Here is a 16,284-nt window from a genome sequence, read left to right as displayed (position 1 = left end):
GTAGGAAAATCCGGAACACGTTTTCCTTGACGAAGGTAGGGATGATGGAGAGCCAGGTCAACCCCTACCTGTGGATAACTTCGGAGCCCGCCGCGCGAAGTGAGGTACCGTTCCCGGAAAGTTCAGGAAAGGAGTTGCCGCATGGCGTCACGGATCACCCGCTCGCCAGGAATCAAGGACGTGGCCGCGCTGGCCGGCGTCTCGGCGAGCACGGCGTCGAAGGCGCTCAACGGTACCGGCCAGCTCCGCGAGGAGACCCGGGTGCGGGTCCGGGAGGCCGCCGAGAAGATCGGGTTCATCGCCGACAGCCGCGGCCGCGCGCTCGCATCCGGACGCAGTTTCACGGTCGGGCTGATCACCACGGACAGCTCCGGCCGGTTCAGCATACCGATCATGCTCGGCGCCGAGGACGCGCTGAGCGCGGGCGAGATGGCGCTCGTCCTGTGCGACACCCGCGACGACCCGCTCCGCGAGCACCACTACCTCAAGTCCCTGGTGGCCCGCCGCGTGGACGGCATCATCGTGACCGGTCGGCGTACCGAGCAGCGGGAGCCCGTCGACGTGCCGATCCCGGTCGTCTACGCGTTCAGCCCGTCCACCGATCCGCGCGACACGTCCGTGCTGGTCGACGACTCGGGCGGCGCCGCGTCGACCGTGCAGCATCTGCTGTCGCTCGGCCGCGAGCGGATCGCGCACGTCACCGGCCCGGAATCACACCTCAGCGCAAGGATCCGTGCCACGGCAACGAGCAGGGCGGCCGCCGGCGCGTTCACCGGCGAGCCGTTGTACGGCGAATGGAGCGAGCGCTGGGGCCGGCACGCGGTCGACGTACTGCTCCGGACGCATCCGGAGGTGGATGCGGTCACCTGCGGCAGCGACCAGATCGCCCGTGGCGTCTGCGACCGTCTCCGCGAGCTCGACCGCTCCGTCCCCGGAGACGTCGCGGTCACCGGCTACGACAACTGGTCGGTCATGGCGATGGCCAGCCGACCGCCACTGACGACCGTCGACATGGAACTCGAGGAGCTCGGCCGCCGTACCGCCAACCTTCTGCTCGACGCGATCGCCGGCTCCCCGCACCCCGGCCCCCTGCACCTCCCCACCCGCCTGATCCCTAGAGAGTCGACTCTCGGCACCTGAGGGTCGTCCGCAGCGAGTCCAGTCGCCGGATAGTCACCCGTCGGACCGCTGCTTGTTGCCGAAGACCGTCTAGATTGGCTCAGGTGCTGCGCAAGCTCGTGATCGGCGTGGCGGTGATTGCCACGGTCGTGGCAGGGGTGGGTACCGCGCGTCTGGTTCTTCCCTGGACCGATCCCACCCGCGGCGTGGTCAAGCAGCTGACGTTTCTGCGTGCGGAAATCGAGAGCGGCTCGGATCATGCTGCGCAGAAACAGTTTCCGGAAGGGTATTTCTTCCTGAACGTGCTGTACGGGCTCAGCTGGGTCCAGGTCGGGATCGACGACCCCGCGCGGTCCGCCGACGCGACCACGCAGGTGCGGTGGGCCCTCGAGCGGATCGCATCGCCGGACGGAACCGCGCCGTTCGACGAGTCGCTGCAGCCGCAGTACGGCGTCTTCTACGCGGGCTGGACGAACTGGCTGCGCGGCGGACTGATCGCACTCGGCCAGTCGGATGCTGCCGAGCGGAACGCGTTCACGAGCGAGTCGGTCGAGATCGCCACCGCTTTCCGGACCGCGCGGACACCGTTTTTGCAGGCGTATCCGGGTCAGGCGTGGCCGGTCGACTCGGTGGTCGCGATCGCGTCATTGCAGCTGTACGACGCTCTGGTCGCGCCGCGCTTCGGGCAGGTCGTGCGGGACTGGACGGCGGCGGCCAAGCTCCAGCTGGATCCGGCGACCGGATTGCTTCCGCATCAGGTCGTTCCGCAGGTTTCCGGCGCGCGGGGTTCGTCGCAGGCGATGATCCAGCGGTTCCTGGTCGACATCGATCCGGCGTTCGCGCGAACGCAGTACGAGATCTTCAAGGACAAGTTCGTCACCGGGCTCGGTGTTCGCGAGTACCCGCAGGGCACGAGCGGAACGGGTGACGTCGATTCGGGGCCGCTGGTGCTCGGGCGGAGCCTGTCCGCGACCGTCGTCGCGCTCGGCGCGGCTCGGGTGCACCACGATCCGTTCGCGGACCGGCTGGCCCGGGAGGGTGAACTGGTCGGGCTGCCGGTCAGCGGGGTGAAGACGAAGCGGTACGTGTTCGGCGCGGTTCCCATCGGGGACGCGTTCCTCGCTTGGTCGACGTCCGCTCGCCCGATGGTCGCCGCCGACCAGCCGGAACTCGAGGGTGAGTCCGGCTGGTGGCGGCTTCCTTGGCTGGTCGCACTCTGGTTGCCGGCGCTGCTGTTGTGGGGCGGGCTCCGCCTCAGGCACCGCGGCCGAAGGCGAAAGCGAGCGCGCTGAGCTTCCGCGGTACGTCGTACTCCGCCCCGCCCTCGTGGCCGTTGTAGGTGAACACCTCGAGCTCCGCCGGGCCGGCGTAGCGGTGATACGCCGCGAACACCGTCGACGGCGGGCAGATGTTGTCCATCAGTGCGACCGAGAACCACGCCGGGCAGGTGGCGCGGGCGGCGAAGTTCACCGCGTCGAAGTACGACAGCGTTCCGATCGCGGTTTCCGTCCCGGACCGGTGTCCCTTGAGCCAGCGGGCGATCTCGGCGTACGGACCGTTGTCGGTGATCTGCGACGCCCGCCGGTAGTGGCAGAGGAACGGTACATCGGCGATCGCGGCGGACAGGTCGTCGCGTAGCCCCGCGACGGCGAGCGCAAGTCCGCCGCCCTGGCTGCCACCCAGTACGGCGACGCGATCGCTGTCGACGTCGGGACTGCTCTTCGCGGCGTCGACCGCGCGCACCGCGTCGGTGATCAGGCGGCGGTAGTAGTGCTTCGCCGGCTCCTCGATTCCGCGGGTCAGGAAACCGGGTGCCGACGATCCGTGTCCTTCCGGCGCGATGTCCGGAGTTTCCGCCACGGTCTTTCCGCCGCCACCTTGACCGCGGTTGTCCATGACCAGGTGTGCGTAGCCGGCGGAACTCCAGGTCAGCCACTCGTACGGGATCCCCCGGCCGCCGTTGTAGCCGATGTACTGCACGACGGCGGGCAGCGGACCGGAGCGATGACGTGGCAGGAGCAGCCACGCCTTCACCGGTTGACCGCCCCAGCCGCTGAACGTCACGTCCTGGACCTCGACGGTCTCGAGACGTGCGTCGTACGGTGCGAACCGGGCGTCGATCGCGTGGCCGGCCGCGTCGTCGAGCGTCTGCTTCCAGAACGCGTCGAAGTCCGCGGGCTCCTCCGGCTCCGGCCGGTACTCACGCAACCGGTCCAAGGGCATGTCGACCAGCATTTGGGTTCCTCTCGGTGAGACCTAGCGGAAGGTGACGGTGGCGGTGCCGCCGTGACGATCGGTGGTGTCGACGACGATGCGCCAACCACCGCCGTGCCGGGTCGCCGTCACACCGTCGCCAACGTTTTCCGGGAGCAGCTCGGGTTTGCCGAGGTCGACGGTGACCGAGCTGCGGGTCTGCGTCGGGTCCGAGATCGCGATGGTTCCGCCGGCGACCACGATCGAGGCCGGGCCGTCGGCGGTGAGCTCGGCGACGGTTCCACCCGTCCAGAAATTGGCGGCCAGGACGCGGTGGAGCCGGATCGCGTGTGCCGTGTTGTCCGCACGCAGTTTCTGCACCGGGAGCTTCCCCGCGAACGTTTTCGTCTGCGCCAGCGTCGCGGTCGGCAGTTGCACGTAGTAATAGCCCTGCCCGACCGGCGCCGTCCCATGCGCGAACCACACGGTTTGGTACGGGCGAGTCACCGGGGTGTCCGTGCCGTACTTCAAGTTGATCTCGCGCCAGGTGGCGGTCCGGTTCTCGCGCAAGGTCCGGATCGGCGGGCGGTCCGGGAAAACGTAGCCGCCGGTGCCTTCGAGATGACACCAGCCCGGCGCGGCGGTGAAGGTTTCGTCGCCGGTGCGCAGCTTTCGGTTCTCGATGATCGTCTCGACCTCACCCTCGCCGGTGATGTCCGAGCCGACGCAGACCATCACGTCGTCGATCAGGAACCAGCTCTTCAGCGCGCGCAGGTTCGTCCCGTACCCGCGCAGATCCATGCCGTAGGCACCGATCGTCCGGCCCGGTACCGCCGTACCTCCGACCCAGTCGGCCGCACTGGTGGTGCGGAAACCGTAGGAGTCAGCCAGTCGACGTGTGTCGATCGTTGTCCCCGGCAACCGGTATGGGTCGACCGTGGGCCAGTAGTCGCCCGAGTAGTGACCGAGGTCGTCGTCGTACAGCAGCACCATCCCGTCGGACAGGTGCCAGCCGTGCAGGTTCTCGTTCTGGATCGACTCGTAGTTGTAGATCCGGGACGAGTACGCGCTGAGCCCGATCGTGAACGACGGGCGGTGGTGCGCGACCTTGTCCATCCGCGGGTACTGCTTGTGCACGACGAGCGGTCCGCGGGCGCTCGTGGACGACGCGAGCACGTTCCGGGCCGCGACCAGTGACGCCGGATCGGTCACCTTCAGGAAATCACGGAAAGTGTCCTCGGTGATCCACTGCTTGACGAGAGCGGTGAGCTGGACGGCCCGTTCCGCCGGCGCGGCCGGGATCATCCGCAGCGTGCCCTCGATGATCGTCTGCGTCGGCGCGTGGTTCTGCTTGCTGGGTCGTGCGATCTCACGACCGCAGACCGACCCCATCATGTCGCCGCGCACCATCAGCGGGTCGAACGCGTCGTTGATCCAGCCGTAGATGTTCTCCAGGTCCGGATCCGTGACGGTCCACTCGGTGCCGCCGAGCAGGTACAACAGGGAGGACAGCGTCCCGAGCAGTTCCTTGCCGTAGCCGCCGTTGTACGGATGCTTGTAGTGCTGCAGGAACGAACCGTCGCTGTAGAACCCCTCGCCCGTTCCGTCGAGGCGGCCGGGAGCGTCGTTGAAGGCGAGCACGCTGTTCGCGCCGTTGCCGTCGACGTCGCTGATCGCGTCGCGCACGCGCACCAGCGCGGCCGTGTCGCCGTCGAGCACCGCGCGGGTCGCTACGACGGTGGCGATCCAGACCCGGTTCGCGCCGGTCGCGATCTGCCGGTCGGCGCGCCACAGGTTGGGGTCCGGCGTGTAGTGGTTGATGGCCGCCGTGTACGTCGTCAGCGTGTCCGCCGGAATCACGTCGTACAGCAGGACCAGCGTGTCGGCGAACGCGGAGGCGCCGCCGATCTCCCAGTCGTAGTCGTTGTCGTACCGCGGCAGTGTCGGGCTGTAGCGGTTGGTGTGCATCCACTCGAGGGCGCCGCGGATGTCCTCGGCGACGGATTCGTTGCCTTGGTACGCCGAACCGTTGGTGGCCCACGCGACGGCGATCTGCTTGATCCGGCGGAAATTCGAGGCAACGTGGTTGGAAAGCGTTGTACTTGCGAGGTCCGGCCACAGCGCCGTACGGCCCGCCGAGCGGTCGAGGGTGGCGAGTGCGGACTGGGCGAGCCGATCCACGCGGGCGATCGCGACGGCGAGGTCCGGGTCGGCAGGGTCGACGGACGGGCCGCCGGTGAGCAGGGTCTGCCAGCGGCGGCGAAGCTCGTCGGTGGCTGCGACTGTGCCGGTCGTGGCGGTGGTCGTGGTGTCGGCCCAGCTGGGAGTTGGCAGCGACAGGACGGCGGCGCTACCGATCATTCCGCCGAGAACTGTGCGCCGGCCGATGGGGAGGTCTGGCATAGGGATCCTCTCAGAGAGCTAGGGCGATCGCCTTCGCGCCGGCCTGGTTGGGATGCAGACCGTCTCCGCTGTCGAAGCCGGGACGGAGCCTGGCCTGGTCGGCCGGGTCACGAAGGGCGGCGTCGACATCGAGGAGACGATCGAAGACGTGGCCTTGCCGCAGTACGGCGTTGACGTCGTTGCGGACCTGGTCGAGTTCGTCGGTGTAGCGGATCCAGCCCTTGAACGGGCCGATCGTCGCGCCGACCACCTCGAGGTCATGGTCGTGCGCACGTCGTACCAGCTGGTCGTATCCCTGGAGCAGGCGTTCGGGATCCGTCTGGCTCGGCGGCTGCTGGATGTCGTTGATGCCGAGGAACAGCACCAGGGTGTGGACATTCGGCAGACTCAGGACGTCGCGGTCGAAGCGGGACTGGCCGCTCGGACCGAAGCGGGCGTCGGTGAGCAGAACACGGTTTCCGCTGATGCCGAGATTCGCGATCGCGGGCCGCCGGCGGAAGCGTGCAGCGTACTGGTCGGGCCAGCGGAGGTTGGCGTTGTCGGGCGTTCCGACGCCCTCGGTGATCGAGTCGCCGAGTACCGCGATCACCGACCGGCCGGGCGCCTCGACGTCGACCCCGTTGAGGAGGAACACCGAGTTGGTCGGGCGGTTGCCGATGTAGCCGGTCGCATGCACGTTCCGGTGGAAACTGATCGGTCCGGTCGGACCCGGGAGGTACATGCTGACCACCAGATCGCCGCCGTCCGGTACCGCGACGTACACGGGATCGCTGACTATGGTCGCGCCGGCCGCAAGCACCACATCCTTCTCACCGCCGAACAGGACCGGCTTGGCGTTCGCAGTCACCGGACCTATGACGACAGGTGTGGTACCGAATGGGTTGGCGAAGCGCAGGCGGACGGTAGTGCCGCCCGCGCTGAGCCGGAGCGTGCTGCGGATCGTGGTGTCGGTGAACCCTGCGATCGCGTCGGCGTCCGTGGGCGTGGGGGCGGTCTGTGCGGTCGCCCAACAGGCGGCCCAGCGACGTCGCGCCGAAGGCCCGATCCGCCCGGCTGTTGCCCCATCCGCACCCGCCGTCGGTTGGCCCGTAGTCGGTTCGCCCGCCGTCGGTCCGGACGCGGGGGTCGTCGGCGAGGTGGAGTTCGCCGCTGAGGCGCCGGCGGTTGCGGCGGCCGGGCTTCCTCCCGCTGCGACGCCGAGCGCGCCGCCGACGACACCTGCTGTGCCGCCGAGGATCGCGCGGCGTGAGACTCCGCCCATCAGCAGGCGGCTGTCGGGTTGTAGTCGGCGCCGTACGTTCCGACGGAATTTCCGCCGGTGTTTCCGGACATCGTGTTCCCGCAGACCTGACCCTGCGGCGTGCGCATGAACTTGATGCCGCCGGCGGCGTTGTTCGTGATGGTGTTTCCGTAGATGTTGTTGTCGATTCCGTCGATTTCCGTGTCGCCGCCGAGCCGGACGCCCGCACCGGTGTTGTCGTGCACCGTGTTGTAGCGGAACGTGTTTCCGCTGCCGCGCGCGTCGAGGCCGCCGGAGCTCGGATCCTTCTGCTGGCTGCAGTCGTTGTACTCGACCACGTTCGCGGTCGAGTTCTCCTTCACGTCGACGCACTCGTTGCCGTAGGTCGCGATCGTGTTGTGATGGATGTGGTTGTTGCGGCTGCGGTCCGCCTGGGCGTCGGGCGCGCCGTTCTCGCCCTGCTGCTCCGGTGCGGTCCCGACGTAGATCCCCTCTCCGTTCTTCCCGCCGCCGGCGAACTTGAAGTCGTACACGCCGCACGGACCGACGGTGTTGTCGTGTACGTCGGCGTTGGTGATCAGGTACCGCAACCGGACGCATTCGCCGCCGGCGTTCTTCAGTTGCATGTTCCGGATCGTCAAGGTGCCCACGCCGTCACCAGGCGACGTGCTCATCACGTAGAGCAGCTTGCCCCGGTAGCCGTCCCTGCTGGACGACGATCCGAACAACCCGTCGATCGTGAACCCGGCCAGTGTCACACCGTCGTGCTGGACCTGGAAGATCCGCGAGTTCCCCGCCCCTTTGACCACGGCGGTCGACGGGCCGGTGACCGTGACGCCGGAGCGTACGGTCACGGCGTCCTGGAGATAGGTGCCGGAGGCAAGATGTACGGTCGCTCCGCGCGGAGCTGTGTCGAGTGCTTTCTGGATGGTGGCGAACGGCGTACTCGACGACGTGCCGGAGTTCGCGTCGCTGCCGGTCGTGGAGACGTAGTAGTCGGTCGCGGCGTGGGCCGGGACGGCGGGCAGCGCGAGCGCCGCGCCGAGGAGCAGGATCGGAACAGCTCTGGACATGGTGGTCCTCCTGATAGGGCGGTCGGGAACGGACTATGCGCGGTCGGCGACGAGCAGGCCGACCAGAACCGGAACTGTGGTGCCGAGAAGGAGTGGGCCCGCCGGTACGACGAGCGAGAAAACGGGTGCGGAAACAGCGGCACCCAGCAGTGCGGTGCCGCGCGGAACGGACGTGAACGCCAGGCGGAACGCCGTTCGACGCCATTCCGTGGCGGATCCGGAGGGGTTCCGGCCGGCGGCGACGGCGAGTGCCAGGTGGTAGGTGATCGCGGCAGCGATCAGGCCGACGTGGATCATGAACAACGCCAGCACGAGCGGCCCGGAACGACCGGACAGGAAAGACAAGTTGCTGGCGGCAATCAGTACGGCGACGGTCATCGGGGTCGAGTGCGGCAGCAGTTGACGCCAGTAGCGGCGCCAGCCGACGAATACGCCGGTGAAGCAACGCGTGTCACCGTCGGTCCGCCACCGGTTGAGCGCGAATCCGACGGCGGCCAGGGCGGGCAGCCACGTGATGATCCCCAAGCACAGGATCGAGAAGGCGGCGCCCGCCAGCGCAGGGCTGGCGATCCACCCCAGCCAGTCGAGTGCCCGCCGGCTGAGCCCCGACCCCCGCGGCGCGCTCATACCGTGATCCGCCCGTCCGGCGTCTCGATCACACAACGAACCGCTCCGCCAGCACCCGACGCCGCCCGGCCACCCACACGCCCCGGGCCGTCCACAGCTTGCGCCGCGTCCGCGCCGTCGACAGCCAGTAGAACGGTTTCGTCGGCGAAGGTGACAGTGTGGCCGAGATGGGCCCGGACGTACCGGGCGGTGGGTGGGGCGGGGTGCAGGGCCGAGGTTGGTTCGATCGTGGTGAGGAGGGTGGCGACGGTCGAGCGTTCGGCGGTCGCGCGGAGGGTGTGCATGGTGCGGGTCAGGCGGAGGCTCGGTGTGCTCGACGTGGGGTTCGCCTCGACCTCGGTGACGGATGCCTCGACGGTCACCGGCGTATGGAAGCGCACCCAGGCCTGAGCCGCCCCAGAGCGCAAGGCGATCTCCTCGCGACCTACCGCAGGGACGTAGGCGATCGGCCAGTCCGCGTGGAGTAGCAGGGTCCAGTCTCGTGGTTCGTCCGCGGCGCAGCGGTCGAGTAGGACGATCCGGCCTGCGGGTGTGAAGACCAGGGTGCGGTCGAGGCGGCTGATGCCGAGTTCGGGTGGGTACATGGCGGCGATCCGGGCCGTGGCGTGCGCCATCCCGTCGGCCGCGAGTACGTCGACCATGTCGGCCTGCCGCTCGTACGGGATCCCCTTGTACACGTGGTACCGGTCCTCGTCGGCGTACCCGAACCCGTCGACCAGGATCAGGTTGTGGTCGCCCGCCCGCTTGCGGTTGCTGTATCCCTCGTCAACCGCCAGGAAAGCGCCGCGCGACGTGAGCACGAACGATCCGGAATCGGGGTGATGATGCCCGGCACTCAACGTGTCCCACCCGCGCTCGCGATCGAGCCGGTGCGACGTCTCCCACGCCTGATGCCCACCGCCCGGCGCCGCCTTGAACGACACCATCGTCGCCTCGTCGTCCCAGCCGGTCCGTGCCGTGACCAGGCCGAGGTCGGGAAAGTACGCCGACAGCGGCGCACTCTTCTCCGGGTCGACCGGCAGCACGGAATCGTCGTACCAGAGCATTTCCAGGTACGCCTCGGGCATCACGCCCGGCTTCACGCCACTCGCGTACGCCTCCCGCCAGAAGAACCGTTCGGACACAAGGTCCGCCAGCCACTGCGCCTCACCGATCCGGTACGCCGACGCGAGTTTCCGGTACAGCGCGACGCTGTGTCCGCTGCGCCGATCGTGGCAGTCGCCGTGGTCGATGTTCTCCTCGAACCCGGGCGCGCACTGCTGCAGCCGGTAGGAAAACGTGTTCGCCAGGAACGGAAAACGTTGCCACCAGTCGAGACCCTCCTGGTCCTGCAGCAGATCCAGGTACGTCGCCAGCCACGGCACGCCGTACCGCCAGTAGACGACACCCTCCATGGAGGACCCGTCGGCGGGCAGCAGCTCGATCACGGTCGCGAAGTTCGACTTCGCCCGGTCGGTCCACTCGGGGCGGCCGAGTGCGTAGCCCGCCGCGGCGAGGCCGGTGTAGCAGATCCAGTTGTGGTTCTGCCAGTACGACGAACTCCACCAGGAGCCCTCCGACTCGCCGGCGAACTCGTACAGCCGGGAACCCTGCAGCTCGAGCTTCGCCCGCAACGCGTCCGCGAGCTCGAAGTCGTCACCGAGCCACGTCGACGCGAGCGACAGACCGTGCAGCAGCCAGCCCGCGTCGAGATCGTGGTCCGGCATGTGCGCCTTGCCCCAATGCGGGAAGCCGATCGCGGCCGAGATCCAGCGGGCTGCCTCGGCGCGGTAGCCGTCGTTGCCGGTCAGCCGGTAGGCGAGCGCGAGGTTGGCGGCGGCCGGCCCGAAGTAGGTGATGCTGGCGGACGGGTGCTCGGTCGGCGGGGTCTGGGTGCGGTACCAGTCGCATTGTTCGCGCAGTCGGCGCCACTGGGCGGCGTAGCGGGTGTCCAGGCCGTCCCGGAGTACGTCGAGGCGCTGCTCAAACATTGGTGATCACCTCGGCGAGAGCTGCGTCGATCGGGGTGGTCGAGTAGAGGGTGTAGAAGGTCGCCTCCGTGCCTACGACTGTCCAGTCGAGCCAGGTTCTGGTGCGTTGGGGGTCGTCGGCCGGGCCGGGGCCGGGGCGGGTCACCGGGATTCCACTGCCACGGTGGTAGCCGTAGAGGGATTCGTCGCCTGTCCAAGTTGTGCGGGTCGCGTCGGGGCCGACTTCTACCGTCAGGTCTACGTCCGGGCGGAACTGGAGGACGATCTCGCGTTCGCGGTCGGCCGTCACACGGACGATGTCGAGCAGGTAGTTGTCGGCGGCAATTAGCTGGCGGCTTGCGCGTACGCCGTCGTACCAGCCTTCGATCGTGGCTGTCACCGAGTTGTCGTTGTGGGTCAGTGTGCCGGTTGCCTCGGCAGGTTCGAGACCGTCGATGCGGATGGTCGGGTGGGCTACGACGGATTTGTAGTGGGCTCGCCACTGGGCATGGCCGTAGGGGACCTGACCTGGGTCGGGTTGCCAGGGGGTGGTCGCGCCGTACAGGTAGAGGGCGAGCTTGTCGTGATGACCGTGGGAGCCGCCGTGCGGTCCGTGGTCGAGGATCGCGTGGATGCCGGCGGTCCGGATGACGGCGTAGGCGGTGGTGGTCACGATCGGCGGTCGCGCGGAGCCGGTCCCAGCTCGAGCAGTCTGCGCGACGGAAGAAGTCGCGACAGGCGGGTCGACGCTGGGCGTGGCGGTGGGTCGAGGCGGGCCGCTGAACCAGTTGGTCAGCTTGTTTTCCAGGCCGTCGTAGGTGGGACCAACCTCGCTGAGAGCCTGGGTCGCGATGGCGTCCAGGGCATGGTTCGCCGCGAACTGGCCGGCCAGCGTGGCGATTTCCAGCCACTCGAGCGCCAGGGGTGCGCGGCGATAGGGCCCGTCGTGGAGGGCCGGGAGGATGCCGCCGTCTGTGGCGATCTCCGACAGGGCGCGGATCATCGACTCGAGACGGTCCGGCGCCTGCGAGGGGTCGAAGCCGCGAAGACTCAGAAGGTACGCGCGGAGGACGAAGCCGTGATAGTACGTGCTCGCCTCCCACTCCCAGCCGTCCTCGCCGGTCGCCACGTGCAGGTGGGCGAACTGACCGCGTTCCCCGGTCAGCCACTCCTCGGCACCGTCCCAGGCCTCACCGCGTACGGCGGCGGCCGCTTGGCTCGCCGTCGTACCCAGGGCGTTGAACCACGCGGTGTAGTTCGACGAGAACTTGTCCTGGGCAACCATCGCGTCCCGCGCCAGCCGGGCGCCCGCGACCATGTCGTCGAGCATCGGCAACGTCTCCCCGAGCCCGCCCCGGTCGGGGTGCTCGGTCAGGGTGAGGACGGCGTGGCTGATGGGGACACCCCAGACAGCGTCGGTGAGCGCCTGGTGGAAGAGGCGCCCGCGTTGCATCCAGCCCTGGGCCTGTTCGTGTTCGCCTGACTTCGTCAGTTCGGAGTACAGCCGTGCGTACGACGCGAGCAGGTCGGCACCTTGTCCCTCGTACGCGAGCAGGCGGATGCGGCGAGCCCAGAAGTGATGCGCGAGGACGGTCCAGGCGCCGCGGACGGCCGGTGTGTCGACGCGGCAACCGTGCGGGCACGGCACGCCGCCGGCCGGAAAGTTTCCGGAATCGAACCCGACGTGGGCGAGTTCGACACCGTGTGCCGGACAGACGTACTCGTGCCACCAGCCGCCGCGTTCCGTCGGCGGATTTCCGTTCAGCGGGGCCACGTGCCACCGTCGATGTCGATCGTGATGCCGGTCAGGTAGCCGGATTCCGGCAGGGCCAGGAACCGGACCGCGTTCGCCACGTCCTCGACCTGGCCGGCGCGCCCGATCGGCGTTCCGGCCACCATCGCGGCCTGCGCCTGGTCCGTGGAAAACGTGTTATGAAACGCGGTGTCCGCGATGTATCCGGGCGCGACCGAGTTGACCGTGATGCCGCGCGGCCCGAGTTCCTTCGCGAGTCCCTTGGTGAAGCCGCGGATCCCGGCCTTCGCCGCCGCGTAGACCACCGACCCGGGACCGCCGCCGTTGTGCGCGGCGAGCGACGCCATCGTGATGATCCGGGCGTTCGCCGACTGTGCGAGGTGCGGGATCGCGGCCCGCGTGGTCCGGAACGTCGCCCCGAGGTTCACGTCCACCACCTGCTGGAAGTGCTCGTCGGTCATCTCCTCGACCGTGACCCGGCCGATCAGGTGGCCGGCGTTGCAGACCAGTACGTCGAGCCCGCCGAGGAACCCGGCCGTCTCGTCGAGCAGCCGGCCGACGTCCGCCGTACTGGTGACGTCGGCGCCGACCGCGATCGCCTTGCGGCCGAGCTCCTCGATCTCGGCGACGGTCTGCGCGGCCGCGTCGGCGGACTTCCCGTAGTGCACCACCACGTCCGCCCCGGCCGCCGCCAGGCCGAGCGCGATCCCGCGGCCGATGCCGTGCCCGGCACCGGTCACCAGCGCGCGCGTCCCCTGCAGTTCCCCGGTCATAGAAACAGTCCTTCCGTCGATTGTCATTTGATGCCCGCGGTCGCGAAACCTTGGACGAAGTACCGCTGCCCGATCAGGAACAGCACCACCATCGGCACAGTCGCCAGCGTGGTTCCGGCCATCAGGAACGCCCACTGGGTGTCGTTCTCGGTGCGGAACACGGACAGTCCTACCTGGATCACCCGCAGACTGTCGCTCCTGGTCACCAGCAACGGCCAGAGGAAGTTGTTCCACGACCCCTCGAAGGTGAGCAGCGCGACGGTGATGAACGCGGGCTTCACCAGCGGCGTCATGATCCGCGCGTAGATGCCGAACTCACCGAGGCCGTCCAGCCGGGCCGCCTCCTCCAGCTCCACCGGCAGGTCGAGATAGAACTGCCGGAACAGGAACACCGAGAACGGACTGACCGCGCCCGGGATGATCAGCGCCCACCAGGTGTCCAGCCACCCGGTGCCGCCCTGACCGGTGATGTCGTTCCCCCCGAACAGCGGCATGAACCGCACGATCAGGAACTCCGGCAGGATCTTCGTGTACGTCGGGATCATCAGCGCACCCACGAACCCGAGGAAGATCAAGGAACTGCCGCGGAAACGCAATCGCGCCAGCGCGTACCCGGCCATCGACGCGATCAGCACGTTCAGCACCGTGTGACTCGCGGCGATCACGAAACTGTTCCGTGCGTACGTCGCGAACGGCGCGGCGCGCAACGCGTCCGCGTAGTTTCCGAAAGCCCATTCCGTCGGGAACAGTTTCGGCGGTGCGGCGGCGATGTCGCCGGGGGTCTTGACCGAGGTGAGCAGCATCCAGACGAACGGCACGATCATCACCAGGGAGATCGCCGTCAGGGTCAGGTACAGCGCGATCCGGCCGGCCCGGGCCCGCCGGACGGTGTCAACGGGTGGCACGGTCGCCTCCAGTGATCCGGCGGTTCAGCAAGGTCAGGAACAGCAGCAGCGCGAACAGCACCAGGCTCTGCGCGCACGCGTATCCCATCCGGAACTCGCGGAACGCGGACTTGTAGATCTCGTAGGTCATCATCGTCGTACTGTTCGCCGGCCCGCCGTCGGTCAGGATGTACACCTGGTCGAACGACTGGAACGCGCCGATCACCGAGGTCACGAACACGAAGAACGTGGCCGGGCGCAACAACGGCACGGTCAGGCTGAAGAACTGCCGGACCTTGGACGCGCCGTCCACCGACGCCGCCTCGTAGAGATCGGCCGGCAGGCTCTGCAGCGCGGCCAGGTAGATCAGCATCTTCAGGCCGATCCCCTGCCAGACCCCGACCACGATCACGGCCGGCATCGCCCAGTCCGTCGACGACAGCCAGGCAGGACCGTCCAGACCGAGGAACGACAGCACGGCGTTCGCCAGACCGCTGCGCGGATCGTAGATCCACAGCCAGACCAGCGCGACGGCGATCGTCGCCGTCACCTGCGGGATGAAGATCGCGGTGCGGAAGATCGCGCGGCCGGCCAGCTTGGTGTTCAGCATCAGCGCGATCAGCAACGCGATCGCCATCGCGACCGGAACGGTGAAGAACGTGTAGATGCTGGTGTTCAGCACCGCGCGCCGGAAAACGTTGTCGGACAGCAGGTCGCGGAAGTTCTCCAGCCCGACGAACCGCGGCGGCGTGAGCACGTCGTACGACGTGAAACTCAGCACGACCGCGGCCACCAGCGGAATGCCGATCCAGATCACGGCGTGCAGTACAGCCGGTGCGACCATCAGCAGACCGGCCCGGCGCCGGGCACGCAGCAGATTCCGGCGCTGCGGCGGGCGAGCGTTCCGGCCGGGTGGTGTGTCCGGGCGCGCGCGGTCCCGCGTCGGCGCCATGGTTCCGCTCACAGGCGCGAGATCGCTTCCTTGCTCAGGTTCGCCAGCTCGTCGATGGCCTCCTTGGCGGTCCGCTTGCCGACCACAGCGGTCTCCAGCGTGGTCTTGATCTTCTCCCGGATCTCCATCCAGGCCGCCGTACCGCCCTCGGAACGCGCCTTGCTCATGTTGTCCAGGGCAAGCTTCACGAAACCGTTGTTCTTGACGTAGTCCGACGTCCGCAGATCCTGCACCCCGGGCACCGATCCACGCTGCACAGCAGTCGGCAGGATCGATTCCGGCGTACCCATGAACTCCACCAGCGCCTGCGCCGCGGCGGCGTGCTTGGACGAGGCCGAACGGGAAACCATCGTTCCGCCCTGCAGCATCGCGGGCACCTTGTTGGCGAGGATGAACGCGCCGACCTTGTCCTCGGCCAGCAACTCCGGGTTCTGCTGCTTGAGCTGCACCCACAGCGAGTTGTTGGCCATCATCATCGCGGCACGACCCTGCTGCAGTGTGCTCGGCTGGCCGGCCGACGACTTGAACGAGTAGTCCGCGGACTTGTCCTTGACGACGTCGAGGAACAGCTGCAGCGCCTCGACCCCGCGCTCGTCGTCGAACTTCACCTGCTGTCCGGACTCGTCGAACAGGTTGCCGTCGTTCGCGAAAAGGAACGTCTCCCAGCACTGCCGCAGATCGATCGAGAACGGGTCGAACCCGACCCGGGTGAGCTTGCCGGAGCCGTCGCTGCGGGCCAGTTCCTTCGACATCGCGCGTAGTTCGGCCCAGTCCTTCGGCGGCGCCTTGATCCCGGCCTCGGCGAACATGTCCTTGCGATAGGTGACGATCCGGGTGTCCAGGACCATCGGCAGCGCGTACAGCTTGCCGTCGTACCGGGACGGCTCGAGCACGCGGTCCTCGTAGTCGTAGCGTGTGGCCAGCGAGTCGGGCAGCGGCGCGAGCACCTTCTTGTGCGCGAACGGCGGGATCCAGCCGACGCCGAGCATCACCACGTCCGGCATCAGGCCGCCGGCCAGGCTGGTGGTGATCTTCTCGTTCAGGGCGCTGTACGTCGTGTAGTCGACCTTCACCGTGACGTTCGGGTTCTTCTGCTTGAACGCGGGCAGCAGCTTGCCCTCCAGCAACTGCTTGCCGGTGCTGCCCTCGAACAGCGGGGTGAGCAGCGTGATCTCACCTTCGACGGGTCCGTCGGCGGCCGCCTGGCTGTCGCCGGACGACGTCGAGCAGCCGGTGGCGGCGGCGACGGCGCCGAGCCCCAGGGCCGTCAGGACTGATCTACGGGTGTACTCCATGGCGCGCCTTTCGTGGTGCTGCG

13 protein-coding genes are annotated in these 16,284 nt (G+C 68.2%); 2 read left to right on the top strand and 11 right to left on the bottom strand.

Features of this window, described 5'->3' with window-relative positions:
• Positions 1-141 precede the first annotated feature (141 nt).
• Positions 142-1,140, top strand: a complete 999-nt coding sequence (locus BJY22_RS10590) for a LacI family DNA-binding transcriptional regulator (RefSeq protein WP_167205725.1) — start codon at positions 142-144, stop codon at positions 1,138-1,140.
• Positions 1,141-1,223: 83 nt separating this feature from the next.
• A complete protein-coding gene (locus tag BJY22_RS10585; RefSeq protein ID WP_167205723.1) occupies positions 1,224-2,411 on the top strand; it encodes a hypothetical protein in 1,188 nt (395 codons plus the stop codon).
• On the opposite strand, the gene BJY22_RS10580 is transcribed toward BJY22_RS10585, so the two are convergent.
• From BJY22_RS10580 to BJY22_RS10530, 11 genes are read right to left on the bottom strand one after another with little or no spacing between them, the layout of a single operon-like run.
• On the bottom strand, positions 2,374-3,354 hold the full coding sequence (locus tag BJY22_RS10580; protein ID WP_167205721.1) for an acetylxylan esterase: 981 nt from the start codon (positions 3,352-3,354) through the stop codon (positions 2,374-2,376). The two genes, BJY22_RS10585 and BJY22_RS10580, sit on opposite strands and share 38 nt — an antisense overlap.
• A 21-nt stretch (positions 3,355-3,375) precedes the next feature.
• Entirely contained in the window at positions 3,376-5,715 is a 2,340-nt protein-coding gene (locus BJY22_RS10575) for a polysaccharide lyase 8 family protein (protein ID WP_167205719.1), read from the bottom strand.
• A 10-nt stretch (positions 5,716-5,725) separates the two neighbouring features.
• Positions 5,726-6,976, bottom strand: a complete 1,251-nt coding sequence (locus BJY22_RS10570; RefSeq protein WP_167205717.1) for a GDSL-type esterase/lipase family protein — start codon at positions 6,974-6,976, stop codon at positions 5,726-5,728.
• A complete protein-coding gene (locus BJY22_RS10565; protein ID WP_167205715.1) occupies positions 6,976-8,028 on the bottom strand; it encodes a DUF1565 domain-containing protein in 1,053 nt (350 codons plus the stop codon). The genes BJY22_RS10570 and BJY22_RS10565 overlap by 1 nt, the downstream gene beginning before the upstream one ends.
• A gap of 33 nt (positions 8,029-8,061) precedes the next feature.
• Complete coding sequence (locus tag BJY22_RS10560; RefSeq protein WP_167205713.1) at positions 8,062-8,655, bottom strand: YesL family protein; 594 nt, start codon at positions 8,653-8,655, stop codon at positions 8,062-8,064.
• A complete protein-coding gene (locus BJY22_RS10555; protein ID WP_167205711.1) occupies positions 8,652-10,625 on the bottom strand; it encodes a heparinase II/III family protein in 1,974 nt (657 codons plus the stop codon). Before BJY22_RS10555 ends, BJY22_RS10560 begins: the two co-directional genes overlap by 4 nt.
• Positions 10,618-12,378: a heparinase II/III domain-containing protein gene (locus BJY22_RS10550; protein ID WP_167205709.1), complete on the bottom strand. Its 1,761-nt coding sequence runs from the start codon at positions 12,376-12,378 to the stop codon at positions 10,618-10,620. The genes BJY22_RS10555 and BJY22_RS10550 overlap by 8 nt, the downstream gene beginning before the upstream one ends.
• On the bottom strand, positions 12,366-13,130 hold the full coding sequence (locus BJY22_RS10545; protein WP_167205707.1) for an SDR family NAD(P)-dependent oxidoreductase: 765 nt from the start codon (positions 13,128-13,130) through the stop codon (positions 12,366-12,368). The genes BJY22_RS10550 and BJY22_RS10545 overlap by 13 nt, the downstream gene beginning before the upstream one ends.
• A 23-nt stretch (positions 13,131-13,153) precedes the next feature.
• Entirely contained in the window at positions 13,154-14,035 is an 882-nt protein-coding gene (locus BJY22_RS10540) for a carbohydrate ABC transporter permease (RefSeq protein WP_337758489.1), read from the bottom strand.
• Positions 14,022-14,978, bottom strand: a complete 957-nt coding sequence (locus BJY22_RS41540; protein ID WP_202891063.1) for an ABC transporter permease subunit — start codon at positions 14,976-14,978, stop codon at positions 14,022-14,024. Before BJY22_RS41540 ends, BJY22_RS10540 begins: the two co-directional genes overlap by 14 nt.
• Complete coding sequence (locus BJY22_RS10530; RefSeq protein WP_167205705.1) at positions 14,975-16,261, bottom strand: extracellular solute-binding protein; 1,287 nt, start codon at positions 16,259-16,261, stop codon at positions 14,975-14,977. The genes BJY22_RS41540 and BJY22_RS10530 overlap by 4 nt, the downstream gene beginning before the upstream one ends.
• Positions 16,262-16,284: the final 23 nt, after the last annotated feature.

Origin of the sequence: Kribbella shirazensis (genome assembly GCF_011761605.1) — a bacterium.
In the GTDB taxonomy this organism is placed as follows: domain Bacteria; phylum Actinomycetota; class Actinomycetes; order Propionibacteriales; family Kribbellaceae; genus Kribbella; species Kribbella shirazensis.
Note: the sequence above shows the minus strand (reverse complement) of the source record. Positions and strands in the feature narration are given on the sequence as shown.

What these genes read in the sequence shown, in the direction of transcription:
- BJY22_RS10590 (WP_167205725.1), top strand. Translation starts at nt 142, where the DNA reads ATGGCGTCACGGATCACCCGCTCGCCAGGAATCAAGGACGTGGCCGCG.
- BJY22_RS10570 (WP_167205717.1), bottom strand. Translation starts at nt 6,976, where the DNA reads ATGGGCGGAGTCTCACGCCGCGCGATCCTCGGCGGCACAGCAGGTGTC.
- BJY22_RS10560 (WP_167205713.1), bottom strand. Translation starts at nt 8,655, where the DNA reads ATGAGCGCGCCGCGGGGGTCGGGGCTCAGCCGGCGGGCACTCGACTGG.
- BJY22_RS10565 (WP_167205715.1), bottom strand. Translation starts at nt 8,028, where the DNA reads ATGTCCAGAGCTGTTCCGATCCTGCTCCTCGGCGCGGCGCTCGCGCTG.
- BJY22_RS10545 (WP_167205707.1), bottom strand. Translation starts at nt 13,130, where the DNA reads ATGACCGGGGAACTGCAGGGGACGCGCGCGCTGGTGACCGGTGCCGGG.
- BJY22_RS10580 (WP_167205721.1), bottom strand. Translation starts at nt 3,354, where the DNA reads ATGCTGGTCGACATGCCCTTGGACCGGTTGCGTGAGTACCGGCCGGAG.
- BJY22_RS10575 (WP_167205719.1), bottom strand. Translation starts at nt 5,715, where the DNA reads ATGCCAGACCTCCCCATCGGCCGGCGCACAGTTCTCGGCGGAATGATC.
- BJY22_RS10530 (WP_167205705.1), bottom strand. Translation starts at nt 16,261, where the DNA reads ATGGAGTACACCCGTAGATCAGTCCTGACGGCCCTGGGGCTCGGCGCC.
- BJY22_RS10555 (WP_167205711.1), bottom strand. Translation starts at nt 10,625, where the DNA reads ATGTTTGAGCAGCGCCTCGACGTACTCCGGGACGGCCTGGACACCCGC.